This is a genomic window from Streptosporangium lutulentum, assembly GCF_030811455.1.
Taxonomy (GTDB): Bacteria; Actinomycetota; Actinomycetes; order Streptosporangiales; family Streptosporangiaceae; genus Streptosporangium; species Streptosporangium lutulentum.
This window is the reverse complement of record NZ_JAUSQU010000001.1, coordinates 6202127-6223292: the sequence shown is the minus strand read 5'-3', so window position 1 is coordinate 6223292 and position 21166 is coordinate 6202127. Positions and strand designations below refer to the sequence as shown.

Annotated in this window: 17 protein-coding genes; 8 read left to right on the top strand and 9 right to left on the bottom strand. The window is 70.0% G+C overall.

What is annotated here, in order from left to right; translation table 11 throughout:
• Positions 1-26 precede the first annotated feature (26 nt).
• Complete coding sequence (locus J2853_RS27610) at positions 27-1022, top strand: stage II sporulation protein M (protein ID WP_307562935.1); 996 nt, start codon at positions 27-29, stop codon at positions 1020-1022.
• A 63-nt stretch (positions 1023-1085) separates the two neighbouring features.
• Here the strand turns inward: J2853_RS27610 and J2853_RS27605 are convergent, their stop codons facing one another.
• From J2853_RS27605 to J2853_RS27585, 5 genes are all read right to left on the bottom strand, one after another.
• A complete protein-coding gene (locus J2853_RS27605; RefSeq protein ID WP_307562933.1) occupies positions 1086-2453 on the bottom strand; it encodes a DUF58 domain-containing protein in 1368 nt (455 codons plus the stop codon).
• 3 nt (positions 2454-2456) lie between these two features.
• Complete coding sequence (locus J2853_RS27600) at positions 2457-3380, bottom strand: AAA family ATPase (protein WP_307568842.1); 924 nt, start codon at positions 3378-3380, stop codon at positions 2457-2459.
• Positions 3381-3603: 223 nt separating this feature from the next.
• Positions 3604-4776, bottom strand: a complete 1173-nt coding sequence (locus J2853_RS27595) for a DUF4350 domain-containing protein (RefSeq protein ID WP_307562930.1) — start codon at positions 4774-4776, stop codon at positions 3604-3606.
• On the bottom strand, positions 4773-5417 hold the full coding sequence (locus tag J2853_RS27590; RefSeq protein ID WP_307562928.1) for a DUF4129 domain-containing protein: 645 nt from the start codon (positions 5415-5417) through the stop codon (positions 4773-4775). The genes J2853_RS27595 and J2853_RS27590 overlap by 4 nt, the downstream gene beginning before the upstream one ends.
• Positions 5402-6667, bottom strand: coding sequence for a glycerophosphoryl diester phosphodiesterase membrane domain-containing protein (locus J2853_RS27585; protein WP_307562926.1), 1266 nt, complete (start codon positions 6665-6667; stop codon positions 5402-5404). The genes J2853_RS27590 and J2853_RS27585 overlap by 16 nt, the downstream gene beginning before the upstream one ends.
• 344 nt (positions 6668-7011) lie before the next feature.
• On the opposite strand from J2853_RS27585, the gene mtrA reads away from it, so the two are divergent.
• The 6 genes from mtrA to J2853_RS27555 all read left to right on the top strand — a co-directional run bounded on the left by mtrA (position 7012) and on the right by J2853_RS27555 (position 14023).
• Complete coding sequence (gene mtrA, locus J2853_RS27580; RefSeq protein WP_030907316.1) at positions 7012-7689, top strand: MtrAB system response regulator MtrA; 678 nt, start codon at positions 7012-7014, stop codon at positions 7687-7689.
• A 27-nt stretch (positions 7690-7716) separates the two neighbouring features.
• Positions 7717-9459, top strand: a complete 1743-nt coding sequence (gene mtrB, locus J2853_RS27575) for an MtrAB system histidine kinase MtrB (RefSeq protein ID WP_307562921.1) — start codon at positions 7717-7719, stop codon at positions 9457-9459.
• A gap of 22 nt (positions 9460-9481) precedes the next feature.
• Positions 9482-11239 carry an LpqB family beta-propeller domain-containing protein gene (locus tag J2853_RS27570; RefSeq protein ID WP_307562919.1) on the top strand — a complete coding sequence of 586 codons (1758 nt, stop codon included), beginning with the start codon at positions 9482-9484 and terminating at the stop codon, positions 11237-11239.
• A 102-nt stretch (positions 11240-11341) separates the two neighbouring features.
• Positions 11342-12046, top strand: coding sequence for a ComF family protein (locus J2853_RS27565; RefSeq protein WP_307562917.1), 705 nt, complete (start codon positions 11342-11344; stop codon positions 12044-12046).
• 520 nt (positions 12047-12566) lie between these two features.
• Positions 12567-13223 carry a ribosome hibernation-promoting factor, HPF/YfiA family gene (hpf, locus tag J2853_RS27560; protein WP_307562915.1) on the top strand — a complete coding sequence of 219 codons (657 nt, stop codon included), beginning with the start codon at positions 12567-12569 and terminating at the stop codon, positions 13221-13223.
• Positions 13224-13318: 95 nt separating this feature from the next.
• Positions 13319-14023: a response regulator gene (locus tag J2853_RS27555; RefSeq protein WP_307562913.1), complete on the top strand. Its 705-nt coding sequence runs from the start codon at positions 13319-13321 to the stop codon at positions 14021-14023.
• 48 nt (positions 14024-14071) lie between these two features.
• Here J2853_RS27555 and J2853_RS27550 read toward each other — a convergent pair whose 3' ends face one another.
• Complete coding sequence (locus J2853_RS27550) at positions 14072-15253, bottom strand: winged helix-turn-helix domain-containing protein (RefSeq protein ID WP_307562911.1); 1182 nt, start codon at positions 15251-15253, stop codon at positions 14072-14074.
• 111 nt (positions 15254-15364) lie between these two features.
• Positions 15365-15631, bottom strand: a complete 267-nt coding sequence (locus J2853_RS27545; RefSeq protein WP_307562909.1) for an HGxxPAAW family protein — start codon at positions 15629-15631, stop codon at positions 15365-15367.
• A gap of 254 nt (positions 15632-15885) precedes the next feature.
• Between J2853_RS27545 and secA the strand changes: the two genes are divergently transcribed.
• Positions 15886-18711, top strand: coding sequence for a preprotein translocase subunit SecA (secA, locus tag J2853_RS27540; protein WP_307562907.1), 2826 nt, complete (start codon positions 15886-15888; stop codon positions 18709-18711).
• A gap of 201 nt (positions 18712-18912) precedes the next feature.
• Here the strand turns inward: secA and J2853_RS27535 are convergent, their stop codons facing one another.
• Together J2853_RS27535 and J2853_RS27530 are read right to left on the bottom strand one after the other, a co-directional pair.
• Entirely contained in the window at positions 18913-19443 is a 531-nt protein-coding gene (locus J2853_RS27535; protein WP_307562905.1) for an Rv3235 family protein, read from the bottom strand.
• 206 nt (positions 19444-19649) lie between these two features.
• On the bottom strand, positions 19650-21065 hold the full coding sequence (locus J2853_RS27530) for a PTS transporter subunit EIIC (protein WP_307562904.1): 1416 nt from the start codon (positions 21063-21065) through the stop codon (positions 19650-19652).
• Between the last annotated feature and the right edge of the window lie 101 nt (positions 21066-21166).

The following is a 21166-nucleotide window of genomic DNA, read 5'->3' as shown; positions in this document are numbered from 1 at the left end:
ATCGAAGATGTGGATACGCTTTCCACGTGGACATCGACGCTTTTGTCAGCGCGCATCGCCCGGTCTGGGACCGCCTTGAGGACCTGATCCGGCGACGCAGGTCGCTGGACGGCGCCGAGGTCGACGAGCTGGTGGACCTCTACCAGCGGGTCGCCACGCATCTGTCCCTGGTGCGCTCGGCGTCCGCCGATCCGATCCTGGTGGGCCGCCTGTCGGCGCTGGTCGCCCGCGCCCGCTCGGCGGTGACGGGAGCGCACACCCCGGCCTGGCGGGAGTTCATCCGCTTCTTCACGGTCTCCTTTCCCGTGGTCGCCTACCGGGCTCGCTGGTGGTGGCTCGGCACCACGGTCGCGTTCCTCCTGGTCTCCACCGTCGTCGCCGCCTGGGTGGCGGGAAATCCCGGCGTCCAGGCGTCGATCGCCACCCCGGCGGAGATCGACCAGCTCGTCAACCATGACTTCGCCGACTACTACTCGGAGCATCCGGCGGCCTCGTTCGCCGGTCAGGTCTGGACCAACAACGCCTGGGTCGCGATGCAGATGATCATTATGGCGATCCTGCTCGGCCTGCCGATCCCGTACCTCCTGTGGCAGAACGCGCTCAACGTCGCGGTCTCCGCCGGGCTGATGGCCGCACACGGCAAGCTCGACATCTTCTTCGGCCTGATCACCCCACACGGCCTGCTGGAGCTGACCGCGGTGTTCCTCGCCGCGGCGGTCGGCATGCGCCTCGGCTGGACGGTCGTCGACCCCGGCCCGCGCAAACGCGGCGAGGTCCTCGCCGAGCAGGGCAGGGCCGTGATGAGCGTGGCCCTCGGCCTGGTCGTCGTGCTGTTCGTCTCCGGGCTGATCGAGGGCCTGGTCACCCCCTCCAGCCTGCCCACCTGGGCCCGCGTCGGCATCGGAGTGGTCGCCGAGGCCGCCTTCCTCGCCTATGTGATCTTCTTCGGCCGCCGGGCCGTGGCCGCGCAGGAGACCGGGGACCTGGAGCGGGCCCCCGACCTCGCACCGACCGCCGGTTAGGGCGGTCCCCGGCCCGGAAGCCGCCGGACACGCCCTCGGCCCGTATCCGGCGGTTTCCTCAGGTCAGAGGCGGCCCGCGGCCTTCAGAGCCAGGTAGGCGTCGGCCAGGGCGGGAGCGATCCGCTCCGGAGGGGCGTCCACGACCTCCACGCCGTGGCGGAGCAGCCGGGCGGTGATCCTGCGCCGGTCCGAGTTCTGGTGCTCGGCCGCCGCGGCGTTGTAGACCAGCTCGGAGGTGCCGCGCCCGGCCGCCATCGCGGCCACCTGCGGGTCGGAGACGGCGGCCAGGAGCACCAGGTGCCGTGAGGACAGCTGAGGAAGCACCGGCAGCAGCCCCTCCTCCAGCGACGCCGAGTTGAGATCGGTCAGCACGACGACCAGGCAGCGCCGCCTGGCGCGGGTCATGACGGCCGCGACCATGCCGGCCGAGTCCGCCTCGATCAGCTCGGCCTCGATCGGGGCCATGCTGTTGACCAGCGACGACAGCAGTTCCGTACGGCCGGCGCCGGGGAGCCAGGCGCGCACCGCGCGGTCGTAGGCCAGGAAGTCGACCCGGTCGCCGGCGCGGGAGGCCAGCGCGGCCAGCAGCAGCGCCGCGTCCATCGACCAGTCGAGGCGGGGCCAGCCGCCCGCTGCCGCCGCCCCGCCGCGCGCTCCGGCGGTCCGGGGCGTCTCTCCGGCGAGGGGGATCGGGGCGGTGCCCACCCGGCCGGCCGAGGTGCGGCCGGTGTCCAGGACGATCAGCACCCGCCGGTCGCGCTCGGGCCGCCAGGTACGGACCACGACGTCGTTGCGGCGGGCGGTGGCACGCCAGTCGATCGAGCGGACGTCGTCGCCGACCACGTACTCGCGCAGCGAGTCGAACTCGGTGCCCTGCCCCCGGACCATCGAGGGATGCTGTCCTTCGAGCTCCCTGAGTTTGGACAGCTTGGCGGGCAGGTGCTTGCGGCTGAGGAAGGGCGGCAGCACCCGGACCGACCACGGCACCCTGTGCGAGCCCTGGCGGGCCGCGATGCCCATCGGGCCCAGCGCGCGGACCGTGACCGTGACCGCCTCGCGGTCGCCCCTGCGGGTGGGGGTCAACGTCGTGACGAGGCGGCGGCGCTCGCCCGGGGGCACGTCCAGCGGCAGACGCCGCGGCGCGGCCCCGGCGGAGGGCGGCCAGGCGTCCCTGAGCACGCCCCGGGTCCGGCGGGATCCGGGATTCTCCACGATCAGCTCGACCGCGGCCGATTCGCCGAGCCGTACCAGCCGGTCGCCCGAGCGGGTGAACCGCAGCGCCCGCACGCTCCCGGCCAGCAGCAGGTCGACCGTGATCAGCGCCGCGATCAGCAGCACCACCCCGGCCATGGCCGGCCCCGGCCGGGACGCGAACAGCACGACGAGGGTGCCCAGCAGGGCCAGCAGCGCGGCCCGTCCTGTCAGTGCCATGGATCAGCGGGGGACGGGGACGGAGGCGAGGATGGCGTCGATGAGGCCGTCGGCGGTCGCGCCCTCCAGCTCGGCCTCGGGGCGGAGCTGGATCCGGTGCCTCATCGACGGCCGGGCCAGGGCCTTGACGTCGTCGGGGGTCACGTAGGCACGGCCGGACAGCCACGCCCAGGCGCGGGCCCCGGCCAGCAGCGCGGTGGCGCCACGCGGCGAGACGCCGAGCTGGAGCGAGGGCGAATGGCGGGTGGCCCTGGCGATGTCCACGATGTAGCCGAGCACCTCGGGGCCGACGTGCACCTGGCTGACCGCCGCCCGGCCCGCCGCGAGGTCGTCGACGGTGGCCACGGGCTTGATGTGGGACAGGTCGCGCGGGTCGAATCCCAGCGCGTGCCGTTCGAGCACCATGATCTCCTGATCGCGGGGCGGCAGCGACACGGTCAGCTTGAGCAGGAACCGGTCGAGCTGAGCCTCGGGAAGCTGGTAGGTGCCCTCGTATTCGATCGGGTTCTGGGTGGCGGCCACGATGAACGGGTCGGGCAGGCCGTGCGGCGCGCCGTCCACGCTGACCTGCCGTTCCTCCATGGCCTCCAGCAGCGCGGCCTGCGTCTTGGGAGGAGTGCGGTTGATCTCGTCGGCGAGCAGCAGGTTGGTGAAGACCGGTCCCCTGCGGAACTCGAACTCCGCCGTCTTGGCGTCGTAGATGAGTGAGCCGGTGATGTCGCCCGGCATCAGGTCGGGCGTGAACTGCACCCGCTTGAAGTCCAGGGAGAGCGCGGCGGCCAGGGTCTTGACGAGCAGGGTCTTGGCGACGCCGGGCACGCCTTCGAGCAGCACGTGGCCCCGGCAGAGCAGGGCGATCACCAGCCCGGTGACCACGGCCTCCTGGCCGACGACCGCCTTGGAGACCTCGGCGCGCAGCGCTCCCAGCGCGTCTCTCGCGCCGTTCGCGCCGGCCTCGGTCCTGCCGGCGGAGGTCGTCTCCGCGAGCTCGCCGTTCTCCCGTGGTGTGGTCACGAGTTCTCCTTTTCCTGCCTCGGGACCACGGTGGTTCCGCGGGGGCCGTGCGTTCCGGCTCGCTCGCTACGCTCGCGCACAAGGGCCTCCTTCGTCGGCCTTGTGCGCAGGCTGCCGCGTATATTGGCTCGCTCGCTCACGACTCTCCAACCTGCCTTTCCAACATGTCCAGAAATGCGGCCAAGGCGACCAGCCCGGTCTCGTCGGCCGGCGGCGGGCCGTACAGGGCCGTGCTCACGCGCACGGCCTCCTGTCCGGTCCTTTCGGTGATCGCCTGCACCGTCGCGTCGGGCCCGGCCGCCGAGGGCAGCCCGAGCCGGGGGGTGACCCGGTCGGTGAAACCTCCGCGAAGGGCGGCGGCGGCCCGGTCGCGGGCTCGCCTCGCACGGTAGAGCCTGGCACGGCCCTCGACCGTCTCGGCCGCCCTGACCACGACCGGCAGCCGTTCGGCCACCACCGGGCCGAGCCTGCGGCCTCGCCAGAGCGCCAGCAGCAGCACCGCGAGGGACACCTGCGCCACGGCCCATTTGACCCCGTCGGGGATCAGATCGTAGAGACTCGCCCCGCCCGCGGCCTCGGGGGCGGCCTCGGGGCGCACCAGCCAGATCAACATCGGGCGGGCTCCGGCCAGGTTCATCGCCAGCGCGGCGTTGCCGTCCTCGGCCAGCCGCAGGTTGGTCATGAACTGGCCGTCGCCCGTGACCGTGACGGTGCGGTCCCCGTCTTGCGCGCGGACCAGGGTGGGCGCCCCGTTCGCGGGGTAGCAGCCGATCGCCCCCGAGGGCGCGGTGAGGGCCACGCCGCCCATGTAGGCGCTGCCCGCCCGGGCCGCGGCGGGGAGCGCGCATCCGGGCTCGCGGGAACGCGCCCGCGCGTCCTCCCGCACCGCCACACCCGGTGCGAGCACGTCCAGCGGGAACCGCACCCCGACCAGGAGCCGATCGGCGGGCAGAGCGGCGAGCTGCCGGGCCTCGGACCTGGAGAAGGAGGGGTCGCCGAGCAGCAGCGTGGCACCCGTGCCGGCGGCCTCCAGACCGGCGGTGCGGGCCTCGGCGACGGAGGTGACCCGTACGACCCGCACGCCTCGCGCCCGCAGCAGCTGGGCCAGACCCTGGGCGCCCGACAGCGAGGTGTCGGCGGGGTCCAGCGGCCTGCCGCCCTGCGACGAGCCGTTGAGCAGCACGCCGACGGCGGCGGCGGCGACCACGAGGAGCGCGATCAGCAGGATGCCCCGGCCGCCGCGCCAGAGGCTTCTCGCGGTCGGCGAGGTGGAGGTCGACCCCTCTCGCGGGGGTGCGGCGAGGCTCACGACGGGCCCGCCTTCTCCAGCGTCGGCCGGGCGGTGCGCAGGCGTTCGTCGAGGTCGCGCAGCATCGCGTAGTCGTCGGCGGTGCCCGGCAGCTCGCCGTAGGTCACGTCGTCGAACACCCGGGCCGCGGTGGTGAGGTCGGAGGCGAGGTCCGGCAGGGCGCGTCCCGCCTCGGCGGCGAGTTCGCCGGCGGTGCGGCCGGGTGTGGAGTCGACGATGACGCGGTCCTCCAGGTCGCGGGCGACGGCACGGAGCCGCTCGCGGATCGCCTCGGCCCAGCGGCCTTCGGCGGCCAGCCGTTCGGCGGCCTCGCGGTGCTCGGAGGCGGTGCGGCGCCGTTCTCCGAAGATCCCCTCCTGGCGAGCGGTGCCGCCCCGGGCGGTCCTGCGCGCGATCACGATCACCGCGACGATGATCGCGATCACGATCGCGACGAGGGCGGCTCGCGCGGCCACGCTGCCGACCACGCCCACGGACTCCCGGTCCAGCAGGTCGCCGATGAACTGGTCCACCGAACGCGTGACGCGGTCGACCAGCGACTCCTTGGCGTACTCGGACTTGAGCAGTTCCTGGATCGCCTCGCGCCGGGCCGTGCCGCGATCGATGTCGAGGCCGATGAGGAAGGTCAGGAGCGGGACCACGGAGATCCCTGACCGAAGTGCTCCGACCGGGCGGGGTCGCCGGGCGCGGTGGACGGGTCCCACGCCTCACCGGCCGACGCGCGCGCCCGGCCCTGATGCCGCTGCTCGATCGCCTCGGTCAGCAGCACCAGGTCGAACGCCTCGGCGCGCATCCGCCGGTCGGCGTAGAGCAGGCCGTTGACCGCGGCCTGGAACGGATAGGTGATCATCGTGCCGACGATGCCGCCCACGGCGATCAGAACCGCCACGGCGATCTGTGAGGCGGTGGAGATCTCGGTGAAGAAGCCGATGAAGACCCCGGCCAGGGTGAAGGGGAAGGCGAGCACGTTGGAGATCAGGACCGTGATGGCCAGCGTGAGCAGCAGGACGCCGAACGTCCGCCAGAAGCCGCCGGTGACCAGGTACCAGGACCGGCGCAGGGAGTCGGCGACGCCGCGCCGCTCCATGACCGCCACGGGCGCCGCGAACGCCAGGCGGGTGATGACGAGGCAGGCGTAGGCGAGGAAGCCCAGGACCGCCAGCATGTTCAGGAGCGCTCCCACCGCCCCGGTCGCGTCCAGCGTGACGAGCAGCCCGGCGAGCAGGAACAGCGGGGCCAGCAGGAGCAGGACGCCGACGGCCGCCAGCCCCGCCAGGGCGGGCGCCCGGCTCCGGACCAGTCGCCGGGCGTCGCCCGCCGTCATCCTGCCGCCGAAGAACGCGCGGCCCAGGATCCCGGTCAGCAGGCCGCTCAGCAGGACCACCGCGACGAACTGCACCGTGTAGGAGAACAGGCTGGTGCCGTACTGGGAGAGGAAGCCCGGATCCGGGGTCTCGGCCGACGGGTCTCTCAGGACCGGGACGAGCGATCCCAGCACGAGGGCCTGGCCGATCGCCACGGGGATCGCACCCAGCGCGGCGGCGATCGCGGACAGGCCCAGGACGGTCTTCGGGTCGGAGCGGATCAGCTGGATCGCGCCGTCGAGGATGTCGCCCAGACCGAGCGGGCGCAACGGGACGATCCCCGGCCGCGTCGCGGGCGGCGGCCGGTGGTCGCCGTACGGTGGCCGCGGGTCGTAGGGGTCGAGCCGGTGGGACGGGTCCTGCCGATCGGGCGCCTGCCCCGGATCCCGCGGGCCGCCGGGCGGCGGCGCGTCGGGGCCCGAACCGGGCGCGGTCCACGGCGATCCCGGGGTGTCGCTGTACGGCGGAGGTTGGTTGGGCGCCCAGCCGGAAGGCGTACCGGGAGTCGATCCGTGACCATCTGACATATCCCAATCCTGACATGTGGGCACGCCGATCGTGGTGATCGGGAGATCACGTAGAGATTTCACCCCCCTGGAGATCGATGGGAGATCCTCAAGGGATGGCCGAGAGACCATCGTTTACCGCAGACTGGGGTTGCGACCACCTTCGCTTGGCGTCCGCAGTCGCCGAGACCGGAGATGGCCGCACGGGGGCACCACAACACGCTTTACGTTGCATGCACCTAAAATTCGCCATTTGGATGTCCAGTCGTCGGGCGGTGTCATCCAGTAGTCGGACAAGGGTAATCTTCGACAACCGAGCGGTTTATCCCAAGAACTCCCAAACTGCGTAAACCGAATGAGGGGCCATGAAAGGACGCGTGCTGGTCGTCGACGACGACGCCGCTCTCGCCGAGATGCTCGGTATCGTGCTGCGCGGGGAGGGTTTCGAGCCTTCCTTCGTCTCCGACGGGGACAAGGCGCTCGACGCCTTCCGTGACACCCGGCCGGATTTGGTCCTGCTCGATCTGATGCTGCCCGGCGCCGACGGCATCGACGTGTGCCGTCGCATCCGGGCCGAGTCCGGTGTGCCGATCGTCATGCTGACCGCCAAGAGCGACACGATCGATGTGGTGCTCGGACTGGAGTCCGGGGCCGACGACTACATCGTCAAGCCGTTCAAGCCCAAGGAGCTCGTGGCCCGCGTCCGCGCGCGGCTGCGCCGCACCGACGAGCCGACTCCGGAGATCCTGCAGATCGGCGACATCACCATCGACGTCGCCGGGCACTCGGTCAAGCGGGAGGAGGAGACCATAAACCTCACCCCGCTCGAGTTCGACCTGCTGGTCGCCCTCGCCCGCAAGCCGCGGCAGGTCTTCACCCGTGAGGTCCTGCTGGAGCAGGTGTGGGGTTACCGCCACGCGGCCGACACCCGCCTGGTCAACGTGCACGTCCAGCGGCTTCGCGCCAAGATCGAGAAAGACCCCGAGCACCCCGAGATCGTCGTGACGGTCCGCGGAGTGGGCTACAAGGCCGGTCCGGCCTAGGCCCGCGCGGCTCGTTGCGGATCCGACATGCCCTCCCCGTCGAAGAAACGCCGACGTCGCACCCTGCGCCAGGTGGCGCGGGGTGTCCGTCGGCGGGCTCGCCGCATGGCGGGAGGCGCGCGCCGGATCTGGCGGCGCTCCCTGCAACTCCGCGTGGTCACCAGCACGATGGTCATCTCCATCGCGGTGGTGGCCGTGCTCGGCGTCTTCCTCATGCAGCAGATCATCTCGACCACTCTGGAGACCAGGGAGCTGTCGGCGAAGAGCGAGGCGCAGTCCGACAGGAACACGGTGCTGGGATATCTGACCCGGCCCGACGCCGACGCGGCCGACCAGCCCGACGACTCCGGTGAGGCGCTCCAGACGGGCGGGGACAGCCCGCTCGGCCAGGCCACCCGCGCGCTCGCGCAGCGCGCGGGATCCGCCAGCCGGTACTCGGTGATCATCCGTAACGAGAACCGGCCGGGGGAGTTCCAGGCCACTCCGGAGATCGATCCGATCAGCATCCCGGAGAAGCAGCGCGAGGAGCTGTTCAAGAAACCGGCCGGGGAGGACAGCATCTGGTACGACCGCCTCTACTACAAGGGGCAGTCCGAACCGGTGCAGGGCATGATCATCGGAACCCGCCTCGACACCGGGGAGACCGGACTCGACGACTCCTACGAGATCTACCACCTCGTCCCGCTGGACAAGGAGGAGCAGACCCTCTCCTCCGTCCAGCAGAAGCTCACCGCCGTCGGCGCCGGCCTGGTGCTGCTGCTGGCCGCGATCGCCTCGCTGGTCACCCGCCAGGTGGTCACACCGGTACGGCTGACCCGGCAGGCCGCCGAGCGGCTGGCCGCCGGGCGCCTGGACGAGCGGCTGAAGGTCCGGGGCGAGGACGACCTGGCGCGGCTGGCCACCTCCTTCAACGAGATGGCCGCCAACCTGGCGTTGAAGATCCACCAGCTTGAGGAGCTCTCCCAGGTCCAGCGGCAGTTCGTCTCGGACGTGTCGCACGAGCTGCGCACCCCCTTGACGACCGTGCGGATGGCGGCCGACCTCCTCTACGACGCCCGCGAGGACTTCGACCCGATGGCGGCCAGGTCCGCCGAGCTGATGCAGAACCAGCTGAACCGCTTCGAGTCGATGCTCGCCGACCTGCTGGAGATCAGCCGCTACGACGCGGGCGCGGCCGACCTGGACGTCGACTCCGTGGACGTCAGGGACGTGGTGCTCCGCGCGGTCGCCGACTCCGAGGCGCTGGCCGAGCGTCACTCCACCCGCTTCGACCTGCGCCTGCCGAGCGAGCCCTGCATGGCGGAGATGGACAGCCGCCGGGTCGAGCGCATCCTGCGCAACCTGCTGTTCAACGCGATAGAGCACGGCGAGGGCCGCGAGGTCGTCGTCTCGGTCGGCGCCGACAGGGACGCGGTGGCGGTGGCCGTACGCGATCACGGGGTGGGGCTGAAACCGGGAGAGGAGAACATGGTCTTCGACCGGTTCTGGCGAGCCGACCCGTCCCGCGCGCGGACCATCGGCGGCACCGGGCTGGGGCTGGCGATCTCCCGCGAGGACGCGATCCTGCACGGCGGCTGGCTGCAGGCGTGGGGAGTGCCGGGGGAGGGGTCGCAGTTCCGGCTCTCGCTGCCCCGGGTGTCCGGGACCGCGCTGAGGGGGTCGCCGCTGCCGCTGGTCCCGCCGGAGGTGGAGATGCGGCGGACCTGGCGGGGGCACATGACGCCGATGCTGTTGCCGGCGCTGGCCGACGGGGGACGCGATGTGGACTAGGTTCGGGCGCGGAGTGGGAACGGTGAGCCTGATCGTCGTGCTGGCCTGGGCCGGAACGGCCTGCTCGGTCATCCCCACGGGAAACAAGCCCATCACCTTCGAAGACGTGCGCAAGGGCAATCCGCTGGGTGACCCGTACTCGCGGGTCATCGCCACGCCGCCGAAGGACGGCTGGTCGCCGGAGGACATCGTCACCGGCTTCCGGGCCGCGATGGCGAGCCCGGACGACCTCGGACGTGAGGTCGCGCGTCAGTACCTCACCGACGACTTCGCCAAGCAGTGGAATCCGCAGGACCGTGTGATGGTCTACGGGACGGGCGAGTACGAGAAGATCCCGCCCGCCCGGGAAGGCAAGACCAGGGTCACGTTCAAGGGCTCCATCACGGCGTACATCGATCAGGACGGCCGGTACCAGCCGAGTGGCGGCACCCTGAGCGAACCCTTCAGCCTCGTCAAGCAGCCGAACGGGTGGCGGATCAGCGAGGCGCCCAAAGAGCTGCTGCTGTCGGAGTCCGACGTCGACCACGGCTACCTCTCCGTGGACCTGTACTTCCTGGACTCCCAGTGGAAGGGCCTGGTGATCGACCAGGTCCGGGTGCCGATCGACCCCGCCTCGAACTTCGCCAAGACGGCGGTCGAGCGACTGCTCAAGGGGCCGAGCAGCCTGCTCCGGGGCGCGGTGAAGACCGCCTTCGAGCCGGGCACCAGGCTCATCGACGTCACCACCGAGAACAACCGCGTCATCATCAACCTGAACAAGCGGGTGGCCCCCGATCTCGTCGACCCGATGGCCGCCCAGCTCGCCGGGACGCTCTCCGGGCTCACCAAGGGCGGGTGGGGCTTCGAGGTCGAGGTGAACGGCGAGTCCTACTACTCCGACGCCCCGCTCCGGATCGACGCGCAGGAGCAGTCGGTCTTCGATCCCTGGATGACCCCTCGCGACGCCGCCCCGTACTACCTGGTCGACGGCGGCCTGCGGCTGCTGCTGCCCAAGGAGAAGATCGGGCAGGCGGTGCCGGGCAGGGCGGGGGAGAAGGACGAAACCCGCACGCGTCCCGCGATCAGCGGTCAGGCGTTGAGGCAGGTGGCGGCGCTCTCGAAGGACGGCAAGAGCATCTCCGTCGCGCCGATCGCCCCGGGCGGCGAGTGGAAGGAGTGGACCACGGGCGTGTCCCTCACGCCGCCGTCCTGGGACCGTTACAACACCCTGTGGACGGTGGACCGGCCCAACGACCACACCTCCAGGGTGATCCGGCACGACAGCGACAACAGGCAGCAGTACCGGGTCACGGCCCCCGATCTGGACACGCTCTACGTCGAGTTGCTCAAGGTCGCGCGGGACGGCGTGCACGTCGCGGTGGTCGTGAGGGACGGGACGGAGGAGCGGGTCCTGATCGGCACGGTCATCGGCCAGGGGAGCGCGACGCGCATCGACAACCTCCAGCCCGTGGTGCTGGGCAACCAGATACAGGGCAACCAGACGATCGAGGACATCGCCTGGAAGGACGGCAAGAGCCTCTACATGCTCACCGACAAGTCCGTGCTGCTGGAGGCCTCGGTCGTCTCGGCGGCCAAGCAACTGCCCTCCGACCCCCGGATCGGGAGCATCACCGCACTGGACGGCACGCTGCTGGCCGGCGCGAAGGAGGACAACGGCAAGTCGCAGATCCTCTACTGGAACTGGACCTCCGCCAAATGGGAGGCCCTGGTCAAGGACGAGGCCGGAAAGTCGGACTTCGTGGAGAACGGCCCGACCGACCCGGCCTACCCCCTGGGCTGAGTCTCCCCTCCGGGACCTCCGACGGGCCGGACGTCTCTCCCGCGCCGCCGGCACGCTCCTGGACCGGGCTTTCTGTCGGTGGGGTCTGACAGCTTGGGACGCGTGCCGACCGCTCTGCTCGACCTGGTCCTGCCGCCTCGCTGCGCCGGATGCGACGCACCCGGCGCCCTCGTCTGCCCCCGCTGTACGGCGGAGCTGCACGGAGAGCCCGCGCGCCGGACGCCCGTGCCCTCCCCGCCCGGCCTCCCCGAGTGCTGGTCGGCGGCCGAGTACGTGGGGGCCACGCGCCGGGCGATCATCGCCTACAAGGAGCGCGGCCGTACGGCTCTCGTCCGTCCGCTGGCCGGGGCGCTGGCCCTGGCGGTCGCCGCCGCGGCGGGCGAGCGGCCGGTCACGCTCGTGCCGGTGCCCAGCGCCCGCTCGGCCCTGCGCCGCCGAGGGCACGATCCGGTGACCCGGCTCGCGGACCTGGCGGCCGGATGTCTTCGCGCGGCCGGTTGGCCGGCGACCGTGGAGAGGCCGCTCGTCCAACGCCGCCGGGTCGCCGACCAGGCGGGGCTGAGCTCGCCCCAGAGGGCCGCGAACCTGTCCTGGGCGTTCACGGTGGCGTCCGGTCGTAACGGGCCTGTATTGGATCACAGAAGCGTCTCAGGGCCGATCGTGCTGGTCGACGACATCGTCACCACCGGCGCGACGCTCGCCGAGGCCGCCAGGGCGCTCCGCGAGGCGGGGGTGCCGGTCGCCCTCGCCGCCACCGTCGCCGCGACACGCCGGAGAGATCAAATAAGAGATCGTGACGGAGAGTGACCGTCACGTACGTGACCGACCTCACCGCGGAGACACAACTTCCTGTCTCGATCACGGACTCGCGGCTGTTCAGCGGACGCGAGAGACCCTCGGGTATGGGCGCGAGGCTGGCGAAGTATCTACCTTCGGCTCCCGGCGGCTCCGCGAAGAATTACACAAAGTGATCCTTTGGCCGCCCTCCAGGCTGACATTCGGCCTGGATACGGATAGCGTCTGAGCCATGGCACCCGCTCGGGTCCGTGGTTGCGCCGGACCGACTCCCGTAAGGGAGCCGGCCTGGCTAGCCGATGCCAGCCGCAGGCCAAACGGTCCACGTAAGACGACTTTTTGTCGCTCGATCACGGTGCGGCTTAGAGGTAAGTCCTGCCTTCCCAGGGAGCCAGATGTTCCTTGCCAGAAGAGAAGGGCATGTAGTGGCAAAGAGCTGCGAAACCCTCAGCAGGCGGATGTGGGGACGAAGACCAGGTCGGCCGAGCGGGTGTCGTTAGTACCACCGTCGAGATTCGAAGGGGGGCTGTGCATGGAGATCATCGTCAAGGGTCGGCACACCGGAGTGAGTGACCGATTCCGAGACCACGTGAACACCAAGCTGGCCAGGATCGAGCGTTTGGACCATAAGCTCATTCGCGTTGACGTGGAGGTATCCAAGGAAAGCAATCCGCGCATCGTCGACCAGCGCGAACGGGTCGAACTCACCATCCACTCACGAGGGCCCGCCGTGCGGGCGGAAGCCTCGGCCGACGATCGTTTCGCGGCCCTTGACATAGCGCTCGGAAAGCTGGAGGGCCGGCTCCGCCGCCTCGCCGACCGGCGGAAGGTCCATCACGGCAACCACTGCCCCCCGTCGGTCGCCGAACTGACGGCCACCGCGCTGGCGGAGTCCTTCGAGGCCTCTGCCCCTCTGCCCCGCACCGCGTCCCAGGCGGATTCGGAGGTCGACACGGACCTCCCGGTCGACAAGACGATCATCCCGATCCAGATGGACGGCGACGGGCCGTTGATGATCAGGGAGAAGTTCCACGAAGCCGATCCGATCACGATCGATCAGGCGCTCCTTGAGATGGAACTCGTCGGGCACGACTTCTACTTGTTCCGTGACAAGGAGAGCGGACAGCCAAGTGTCGTATATCTACGACAAGGCTATAACTACGGCGTATTGCGACTCGTCGAACCTTGACGGAAACGTTCGTAGATCCTCTCCGACCAACCCGCGGACCATGAAACCCGTGTAATCATGGCGGTCCACCGGCTCTGGCCCCCCGAGGAGGAGGCGTGACGGAACCCGACGATGCAACCGGCTCCACCGGACGCGGTGACCCCATTCGCGTACTGATCGTTGACGATCATGCGTTGATCCGCCGCAGTCTGGAAATGGCGCTGGCGGCGGAGGCGGACATCGAGGTGGTCGGCGAGGCGAGCGACGGTCAGGAAGCGGTCGAGCTCGCCGACCGCCTCACCCCCGATGTCATGCTCATGGACGTCCGGATGCCCCGCAGGAGCGGTATCGAGGCCACACGCGAGATCAAGGCCTCGGTGCCGAGCACGCGGATCATAATGCTGACGGTGAGCGACGAGGAGGAAGACCTCTTCGAGGCGATCAAGGCGGGTGCCACCGGCTACCTGCTGAAGAACGTTCAGCTCGACGAGGTCCCCCAGGCGGTGCGCGGTGTTCACGAAGGACAGTCGCTGATCAACCCGGCGATGGCCGCCAAACTCATCACCGAGTTCGCGAACATGAGTCGCAAGGAGGCCGAGAGGCCTCCGCAACTTCCCGTCCCCCGCTTGACCGAGCGGGAGATGGAGGTGCTCCGCCTGGTTGCCAAGGGAATGAACAACCGCGAGATCGCCAAGCAGTTGTTCATCTCCGAGAACACCGTGAAGAACCACGTCCGCAACATCCTGGACAAGCTTCAGCTCCACTCCCGGATGGAAGCGGTCGTCTACGCGGTCCGCGAGCGAATGCTCGAGATCACCTGACCGGCCCGGTGCGGTGGCCCTCCCGGCCACCGCACCCGGGGCCCGGGATCAGCGGGCCAGAGCGTCGTGCAGCGGCACCGACAGGTCGGGGTCCACCCGCTCGACGCGGACGGCGTCACAGCCGACCCACCCGGCGGCCTCCCAGAGGGCGTCGGCCAGTGACTCGGCACCCTTGCGCCGGTTGACGCCGGCCTCAAGGCTGACCTGGCGGGCGACCAGGGTGGAGCCCTCGCGAGCCGGATCGACCCTGCCGATCAGCCGGCCTCCGGCCAGGACCGGCATGGTGAAGTAGCCGTGGACGCGTTTCGCCTTGGGGACGTACGCCTCAAGGCGGTGGTTGAACCCGAACACGCGGGCGGTGCGGGCGCGGTCCCAGACCAGGGAGTCGAACGGGGAGAGCAGGGTCGTGCGATGACGGCCCCGGGGCTCGGTTTCCAGCGCGGAGGGGTCGGCCCAGGCGGTGGCCCCGCGGTCGGGCCACCCGGCGACCTGGACGGGGACGAGCCCGGCCGCGCCCTCCAGCAGGCACCGGTCGAGCAGGAGAGCGTGGGGGGCCCTCAGCCGGAGGAAGTCGACGAGGTCGGCGCGGGTGGCCACGCCGAGGGCACGTCCGGCGATCCGGGCGAGGCGGACGACGCACTCGGCGTCGGAGAGTTCTTCGGCCAGGAGGTGCCCGGGGACCGCGCGCTCGGCCAGATCGTAGACACGGCGCCAGCCGACGCGGCGGGTGCAGACGACGTCGCCGGTGTCCAGCAGCCACTCGATGGCGATCTTCGCGTCGGACCAGTCCCACCAGAGGCCGCCCTTCTTGGCGCCGCCGAGGTCGGCGGTGGTGATGGGGCCGCTCTCGCGGACCTGGTTCAGCACCTTGTCGACGCTGTCGGGCAGTTCGTGCCAGCGATATTTCCTGGCGCGGAAACTCCTGCGTCTGAAGGCGTACAGGGGCCAGTCGTCGATCGGCAGGATGCAGGCGGCGTGACACCAGTATTCGAAGGCGTTGGCCGGGTCGTCCCAGTATGTTCGCTCGACTTTCTCCCTGCCGACGGCGCCGAGGCGGGCGTACGCGACGAGCTCGTGGGAGCGGGCCAGGACGGAGATCGTGTCGAGCTGGACGGCGCCCAGGCGGCGCAGGATCCCGGGCGAGCCGCCTCGGCGGGCCTCGGCGCCCAGGAACCCCTGGGCGCGCAGGACGATGCGGCGGGCCTCGTCGGCGGAGAGGGCGAGCGTCATGGCAGCCTCAGGGGGAAACAGAACATCTGCATGACGCCGAGGCTAACGCGGCACACCGACGAAAGCGCTATGCCGGTGTGCCGGAGCGGGTTCCGGCTGTCCGGATGAGGGTTAGCGGAGTATGCCTTTTTCCCGGGAGCCATGCGGCGCCCGGGGGGCTTCGAGGACGACGTCGTGGAAGACCCGGAAGGCCACGAGGAGGATTCCGCCCAGGGCGGAGACGATCACGCCCATCCAGAGCAGGAACCAGTTGGGGCCCAGGCAGAGGGCGACCCCTCCGATGGTGAAGCCCAGGAGGATCACGGTCACCGCCAACCAGGACGAGGCGCTGCCTCCATGACCGTTCCGGTGTGTGTCGTCACGCGTGTCGTCCGCCACGACGGCGTCTCCTCCTCGGCACCGCGACGCGCCCGCGTGTCGATTTCATCGCGGGTGTGATAAGGCAGACATACCCTATGAATCTGCCCGTACTCTCTCAAAGAAGAGGGCAAGGAACTCTATGGACGGCATGAGCGTCTTTCAGGGTGGCTGTGTCTGGTGGCGGAACCGCCTACGATGGCAGCGGAGAACCATGTCTCGTCCTCAACCGGGCCCGTCCGGCCGTGGAAGACCTGCGAGGAGCTTTACCTAAAGTGCCAGCCTTTCTCGATAAGATTCTTCGCGCAGGCGAAGGCAAGCTTCTGCGTAAGCTCAAGCGGATCGCCGACCAGGTCAACTCCATTGAAGACGACTTCACGAGCCTGACCGACGCCGAACTCCGCGCGCTCACCGCCGAATACAAGCAGCGGTACGCCGATGGCGAGTCTCTCGACGACCTGCTTCCCGAAGCCTTCGCCACCGTTCGCGAGGCCTCCCGGCGCGTGCTGAGCAAGCGCCCCTACGACGTGCAGATCATGGGTGGGGCCAACCTGCACATGGGCAACATCTCCGAGATGCGCACCGGTGAGGGCAAGACCCTCACCTGTACGTTGCCCACCTACCTCAACGCCCTCGCCGGCAACGGCGTCCACGTCATCACGACCAACGACTACCTGGCCAAGCGTGACGGCGACGAGATGGGCCGCATCCACCGCTTCCTCGGTCTCGAAGTCGGCGTGATCCTGGCGAACATGCCGCCCGACGAGCGCCGCAAGCAGTACAACGCGGACATCACCTACGGCACGAACAACGAGTTCGGCTTCGACTACCTGCGCGACAACATGGCCTGGTCGCTGGAGGAGTGCGTCCAGCGCGGCCACCACTTCGCCGTCGTCGACGAGGTCGACTCGATCCTCATCGACGAGGCCAGGACGCCGCTGATCATCTCCGGCCCCGGCGAGCAGTCCGGCAAGTGGTACTCCGAGTTCGCCAAGATCGTTCCCCGGCTCCGCAGGGGCACCGAGGGCAAGGACGGCGAGGAGAACACCGGCGACTACGTCGTCGACGAGAAGAAGCGCACCGTCGGCATCTTCGAGTCGGGTGTGGAGAAGGTCGAAGACTGGCTCGGCATCGACAACCTCTACAAGCCCGAGCACACGCACCTGGTCGGCTACCTCAACAACGCGTTGAAGGCCAAGGAGCTCTACAAGAAGGACAAGGACTACATCGTCGTCGAGGGCGAGGTCCTGATCGTCGACGAGTTCACCGGTCGAGTCCTGCACGGGCGCCGCTACAACGAGGGCATGCACCAGGCCATCGAGGCGAAGGAAACCGTCAAGATCAAGGACGAGAACCAGACCCTCGCCACGATCACGCTCCAGAACTACTTCCGCCTCTACGAGACGCTCTCCGGCATGACCGGTACGGCGGCCACCGAGGCCAACGAGTTCCACCAGACCTACAAGCTGGGCGTCGTCCCGATCCCGACCAACATGCCGATGATCCGCAAGGACCAGGCCGACGTGGTCTACAAGAGCGAGGACGCCAAGTTCCAGGCGGTCGCCGAGGACATCAAGGAGCGCTACGACAGGGGTCAGCCGGTCCTGATCGGCACCACGAGCGTGGCGAAGTCCGAGCGCCTGTCCAAGGAGCTCAAGCGCCGGGGCATCAAGCACGAGGTCCTCAACGCCAAGAACCACGCGCGTGAGGCGGCGATCATCGCCGAGGCGGGCCGCAAGCACGCGGTCACCGTGGCCACCAACATGGCCGGTCGAGGCACCGACATCATGCTCGGCGGCAACTCCGACTTCCGTGCCGACCTGGAGCTGCGCAGCCGGGGCCTTGACCCGGTCGAGACCCCGGACGAGTACGACAAGGCGTGGGGCGAGGCGCTGGAGAAGGCCCGGGACGCGGTGCAGGCCGAGCACGACGAGGTCACCGAGCTCGGCGGCCTCTACGTCCTGGGCACCGAGCGGCACGAGTCGCGGCGCATCGACAACCAGCTCCGCGGCCGGTCCGGCCGTCAGGGTGACCCGGGCGAGTCGCGTTTCTACCTCTCGCTCGAAGACGACCTCATGCGCCTGTTCAACTCGGCCAGGGTCGAGATGATCATGACGCGCCTGAACATCCCGGACGACGTCCCGATCGAGTCGGGCATCGTCTCCAAGGCCATCGCCTCCGCCCAGCACCAGGTCGAGCAGCAGAACTTCGAGATCCGCAAGAACGTTCTGAAGTACGACGAGGTCATGAACCGCCAGCGCAAGGTGATCTACGCCGAGCGTCGCCGGGTGCTGGAGGGCGCGGACCTGCACGAGCAGATCCGCGGCTTCATCAACGACGTGATCGACGAGTACGTCGCGGGCGCCACCGCCGAGGGCTTCGCCGAGGAGTGGGACCTCGACAAGCTGTGGAAGGCACTCGGCCTCCTCTACCCGATCACCCTCACCGCCGACGGGCTCGTCGAGGAGGCCGGCAGCCGTGAGGAGCTCACCGCCGAGCTGCTCTCCGAGCGGGTGAAGGCCGACGCGATGGCCGCCTACGACCATCGCGAGGAGGAGCTCGGCGCGGAGGCCATGCGCGAGCTGGAGCGCAGGGTCATCCTGTCGGTCCTGGACCGCAAGTGGCGCGAGCACCTCTACGAGATGGACTATCTCCAGGAGGGCATCGGCCTGCGGGCGATGGCGCAGCGCGACCCGCTGATCGAATACCAGCGTGAGGGCTTCGACATGTTCTCCCAGATGCTTGAGGGCATCAAGGAGGAGTCGGTCGGCTATCTGTTCAACCTCGAGGTCGAGGTGCAGAGCAACCCGATCGTCGAGGAGCACGACCACGATCACGACCACGACCACGATCACGCCAATGAGGACGCGTCGATCAGGGAGGCCCGTTCGATCATCGCTCGCGGTCTGCGCGGCCCGGAGCGTCCCTCCGAGCTGCAGTACACCGCGCCCGGTGAGAGCGGCGAGGTGGAGCACACCCGGGTGAGCACCAAGGCCGAGCGCGACGCGTACGGCAACGTCGAGCGCAACGCCCCGTGCCCCTGCGGCTCGGGCAAGAAGTACAAGCGCTGCCACGGCGACCCCAAGCACGTCGAGGTCTGATCACCGACCGAAGGGCCCGCACGACGTGCGGGCCTTTCGGCCTTTCCCGGGGCCTTGCATCCGGCGGCCTGTCCGGTACGGCACCTGGCCGGGGCGACTCGGCCCGAGGGCCGGCGCGGTGCGATCCCGGTGCGGCACGTGGCCGGATCAGGCCCGGGGTGGCGCACGGTCGGGTCAGACCCGGTACGGCGCGCGGCCGGGTCAGGCCCGGTGCGGTGTGCGGTCGGGTGTCGTCTCGACGTCGGTGCACAGCCACTGCACCCCCCGGCGCTCCAACCTCAGCGCCAGCACCCGCGAGCGGTCGTCGGAGTGCACCAGGACGCACATCTCCACCACTCCGTCCTCGGGCTGGGAGATGTGGAGCCTGCCGGCCCGCAGCGGTCGTACGGAGTTGATGATCTTCCCGCTCCGGACCAGCTCGGCGTGGGCTCGGGTGGTCAGATGGCAGGAGACGCTCGAAGGCGGGCGCCTGCCGGACAGAACTTCGGCGACGGCCTGCGCGAGGGCCCGTAGCCGCCGCTCGTCGGGGACGGAGCCCGGCGGCCCCCAGATCAACGGCCGCCGGCCCTGCGGCTCGCTCGGCTCGGGTTCGAGGGCGAGCGCGAGGGTCCCCTGGATATAGGGCGGGGCGGCCGGAATGTCTCTGGCCGGTCGCTCGTCGTCGTAGGGCGGCTCGGCGGAGGGGAACGGCGCGATCCGGGGGAGCGGTACCGGCCGTGGAGAGGATGGCATGGCAACTCCTGTTGTGGTCGGCGAAATTGACACTTCTAGGAGTTTCCGGTCCCCTGTCCAGATACGTCGCCCGCCAACTTCCTCGGATTCCCGGTCGTTTCGCCCGGTTGGGTGGAGAAGGTGACCTCGGGTTGGAGCGGTTCGCGTCCGGAGGGAAACGGGTTCCGGTCTGAGATGTGATCTCCGGCGGACGGCCGAAACGTCGCTCAGGAGCCGGGCGGCCCGGAGTCCGGGTCGTTCTCCGGCCGGGCCCCGGACGGTTTCCCCGCCTGCCCGGCTTTCCCCGCCTGCCCGGCTCGCTCCCGCGGGCCGGTGGGCGGTGCGGGGGCGTCGGTCTCCTCGGGCTCGCGGCCGGGGGTGGCCAGGTTCAGCTTCCTGATCAGGATCGCGAACACCAGGTAGTAGACGACGAGGTAGACCAGCCCGAAGCCGATGATCAGACCGAGTCCGTGGGTGTTGGACTTGCCCGCGTTGAGCAGCAGGTCGACGGCACCCCCGGAGAAGGTGAACCCCAGCCGGGCCCCCAACTCCGCCATCAGCGCCATCGACAGCCCGGTGAGCAGGGCGTGCACCGCCAGCAGCACGGGCGCCACGAAGATGAAGGCGAACTCGATCGGCTCGGTGATGCCGGTGACGAAGGAGGTGAGACCGGCCGAGAGCATGAGGCCGCCGACGGCCGCGCGCCTGTGCGGCGGGGCGGCCCGCCATATCGCGACGGCGGCGCCGAGCAGGCCGAACATCATCACGGGGAAGAAGCCGGTCATGAAGACGCCGGCGCCGTCCTGGCCCGCGAAGTAGCAGTTCAGGTCGCCCGCGGCGTCCCTGATGGCACCGTCGGCACCGGCCCTGCACCCCGGGAGGGTGAACCAGACGATGGTGTTCAAAAAGTGGTGCAGGCCGATCGGGATGAGCAGGCGGTTGGCCATGCCGTAGACGCCGGCGCCCACGGTGCCGTGGAGGGAGAGCCAGTCGCCCACCGTGACCAGCCAGTCTCCGATCGGCCGCCAGACCAGCCCGAGGACCACGCCGAGGAGCAGCGCGACGACGGCGGTGACGATCGGGACGAACCTGCGGCCGCCGAAGAAGGCGAGCCAGGAGGGAAGCCTGATCCGGTGGTAGCGCTCCCATAGCAGGGCGGCGACGAGGCCGATGACGATGCCCCCCAGGACCCCCGTGGGGTTCTGCGTGCCGAGGTCGAGGTGGGGAACGGGGTGCCCGCCGGGGCCGACGACGGTCAGCGCGACCTTCCGGTAGACCGCCGATCCGGCCGGGGCGGTGAAGAACAGGGTCCTGGCCACCCGGTCGAAGACCAGGTAGCCGACCAGCGCGGCGAGCGCGGTGGAGCCGTCGGACCTGCGGGCGAACCCGATCGCGACGCCGATCGCGAACAGCAGCGGCAGGTTGTCGAACAGGGCGCCGCCCGCGGCGGCGAAGACGCTCGCCACCTGGTCGAGGAAGGGGTCGCCCGTCCGGCCGAGCAGGTCCTCCTGGCCCAGTCTGAGCAGGAGCCCGGCGGCGGGCAGCACCGCGATCGGCATCATCAGGGAGCGCCCGACGCGCTGGAGCACCCCGAAGACCCGCGACCACGCGGACGGGCCGCGTCCTGCCGCTGTCGTGCTCATCTCGGGACCCCCACGTAGCCGCCAGACGCGGGGGGTGGATGGTGTCTATCACCCGGCGTGACGGCCGCACAAGGACACGGGGCGGCGGGGCGGCGGGCGGG

What these genes read in the sequence shown, in the direction of transcription:
- J2853_RS27535 (WP_307562905.1), bottom strand. Translation starts at nt 19,443, where the DNA reads ATGCCATCCTCTCCACGGCCGGTACCGCTCCCCCGGATCGCGCCGTTC.
- J2853_RS27530 (WP_307562904.1), bottom strand. Translation starts at nt 21,065, where the DNA reads ATGAGCACGACAGCGGCAGGACGCGGCCCGTCCGCGTGGTCGCGGGTC.
- hpf (WP_307562915.1), top strand. Translation starts at nt 12,567, where the DNA reads ATGGAGATCATCGTCAAGGGTCGGCACACCGGAGTGAGTGACCGATTC.
- mtrA (WP_030907316.1), top strand. Translation starts at nt 7,012, where the DNA reads ATGAAAGGACGCGTGCTGGTCGTCGACGACGACGCCGCTCTCGCCGAG.
- J2853_RS27550 (WP_307562911.1), bottom strand. Translation starts at nt 15,253, where the DNA reads ATGACGCTCGCCCTCTCCGCCGACGAGGCCCGCCGCATCGTCCTGCGC.
- J2853_RS27605 (WP_307562933.1), bottom strand. Translation starts at nt 2,453, where the DNA reads ATGGCACTGACAGGACGGGCCGCGCTGCTGGCCCTGCTGGGCACCCTC.
- mtrB (WP_307562921.1), top strand. Translation starts at nt 7,717, where the DNA reads ATGCCCTCCCCGTCGAAGAAACGCCGACGTCGCACCCTGCGCCAGGTG.
- J2853_RS27585 (WP_307562926.1), bottom strand. Translation starts at nt 6,667, where the DNA reads ATGTCAGATGGTCACGGATCGACTCCCGGTACGCCTTCCGGCTGGGCG.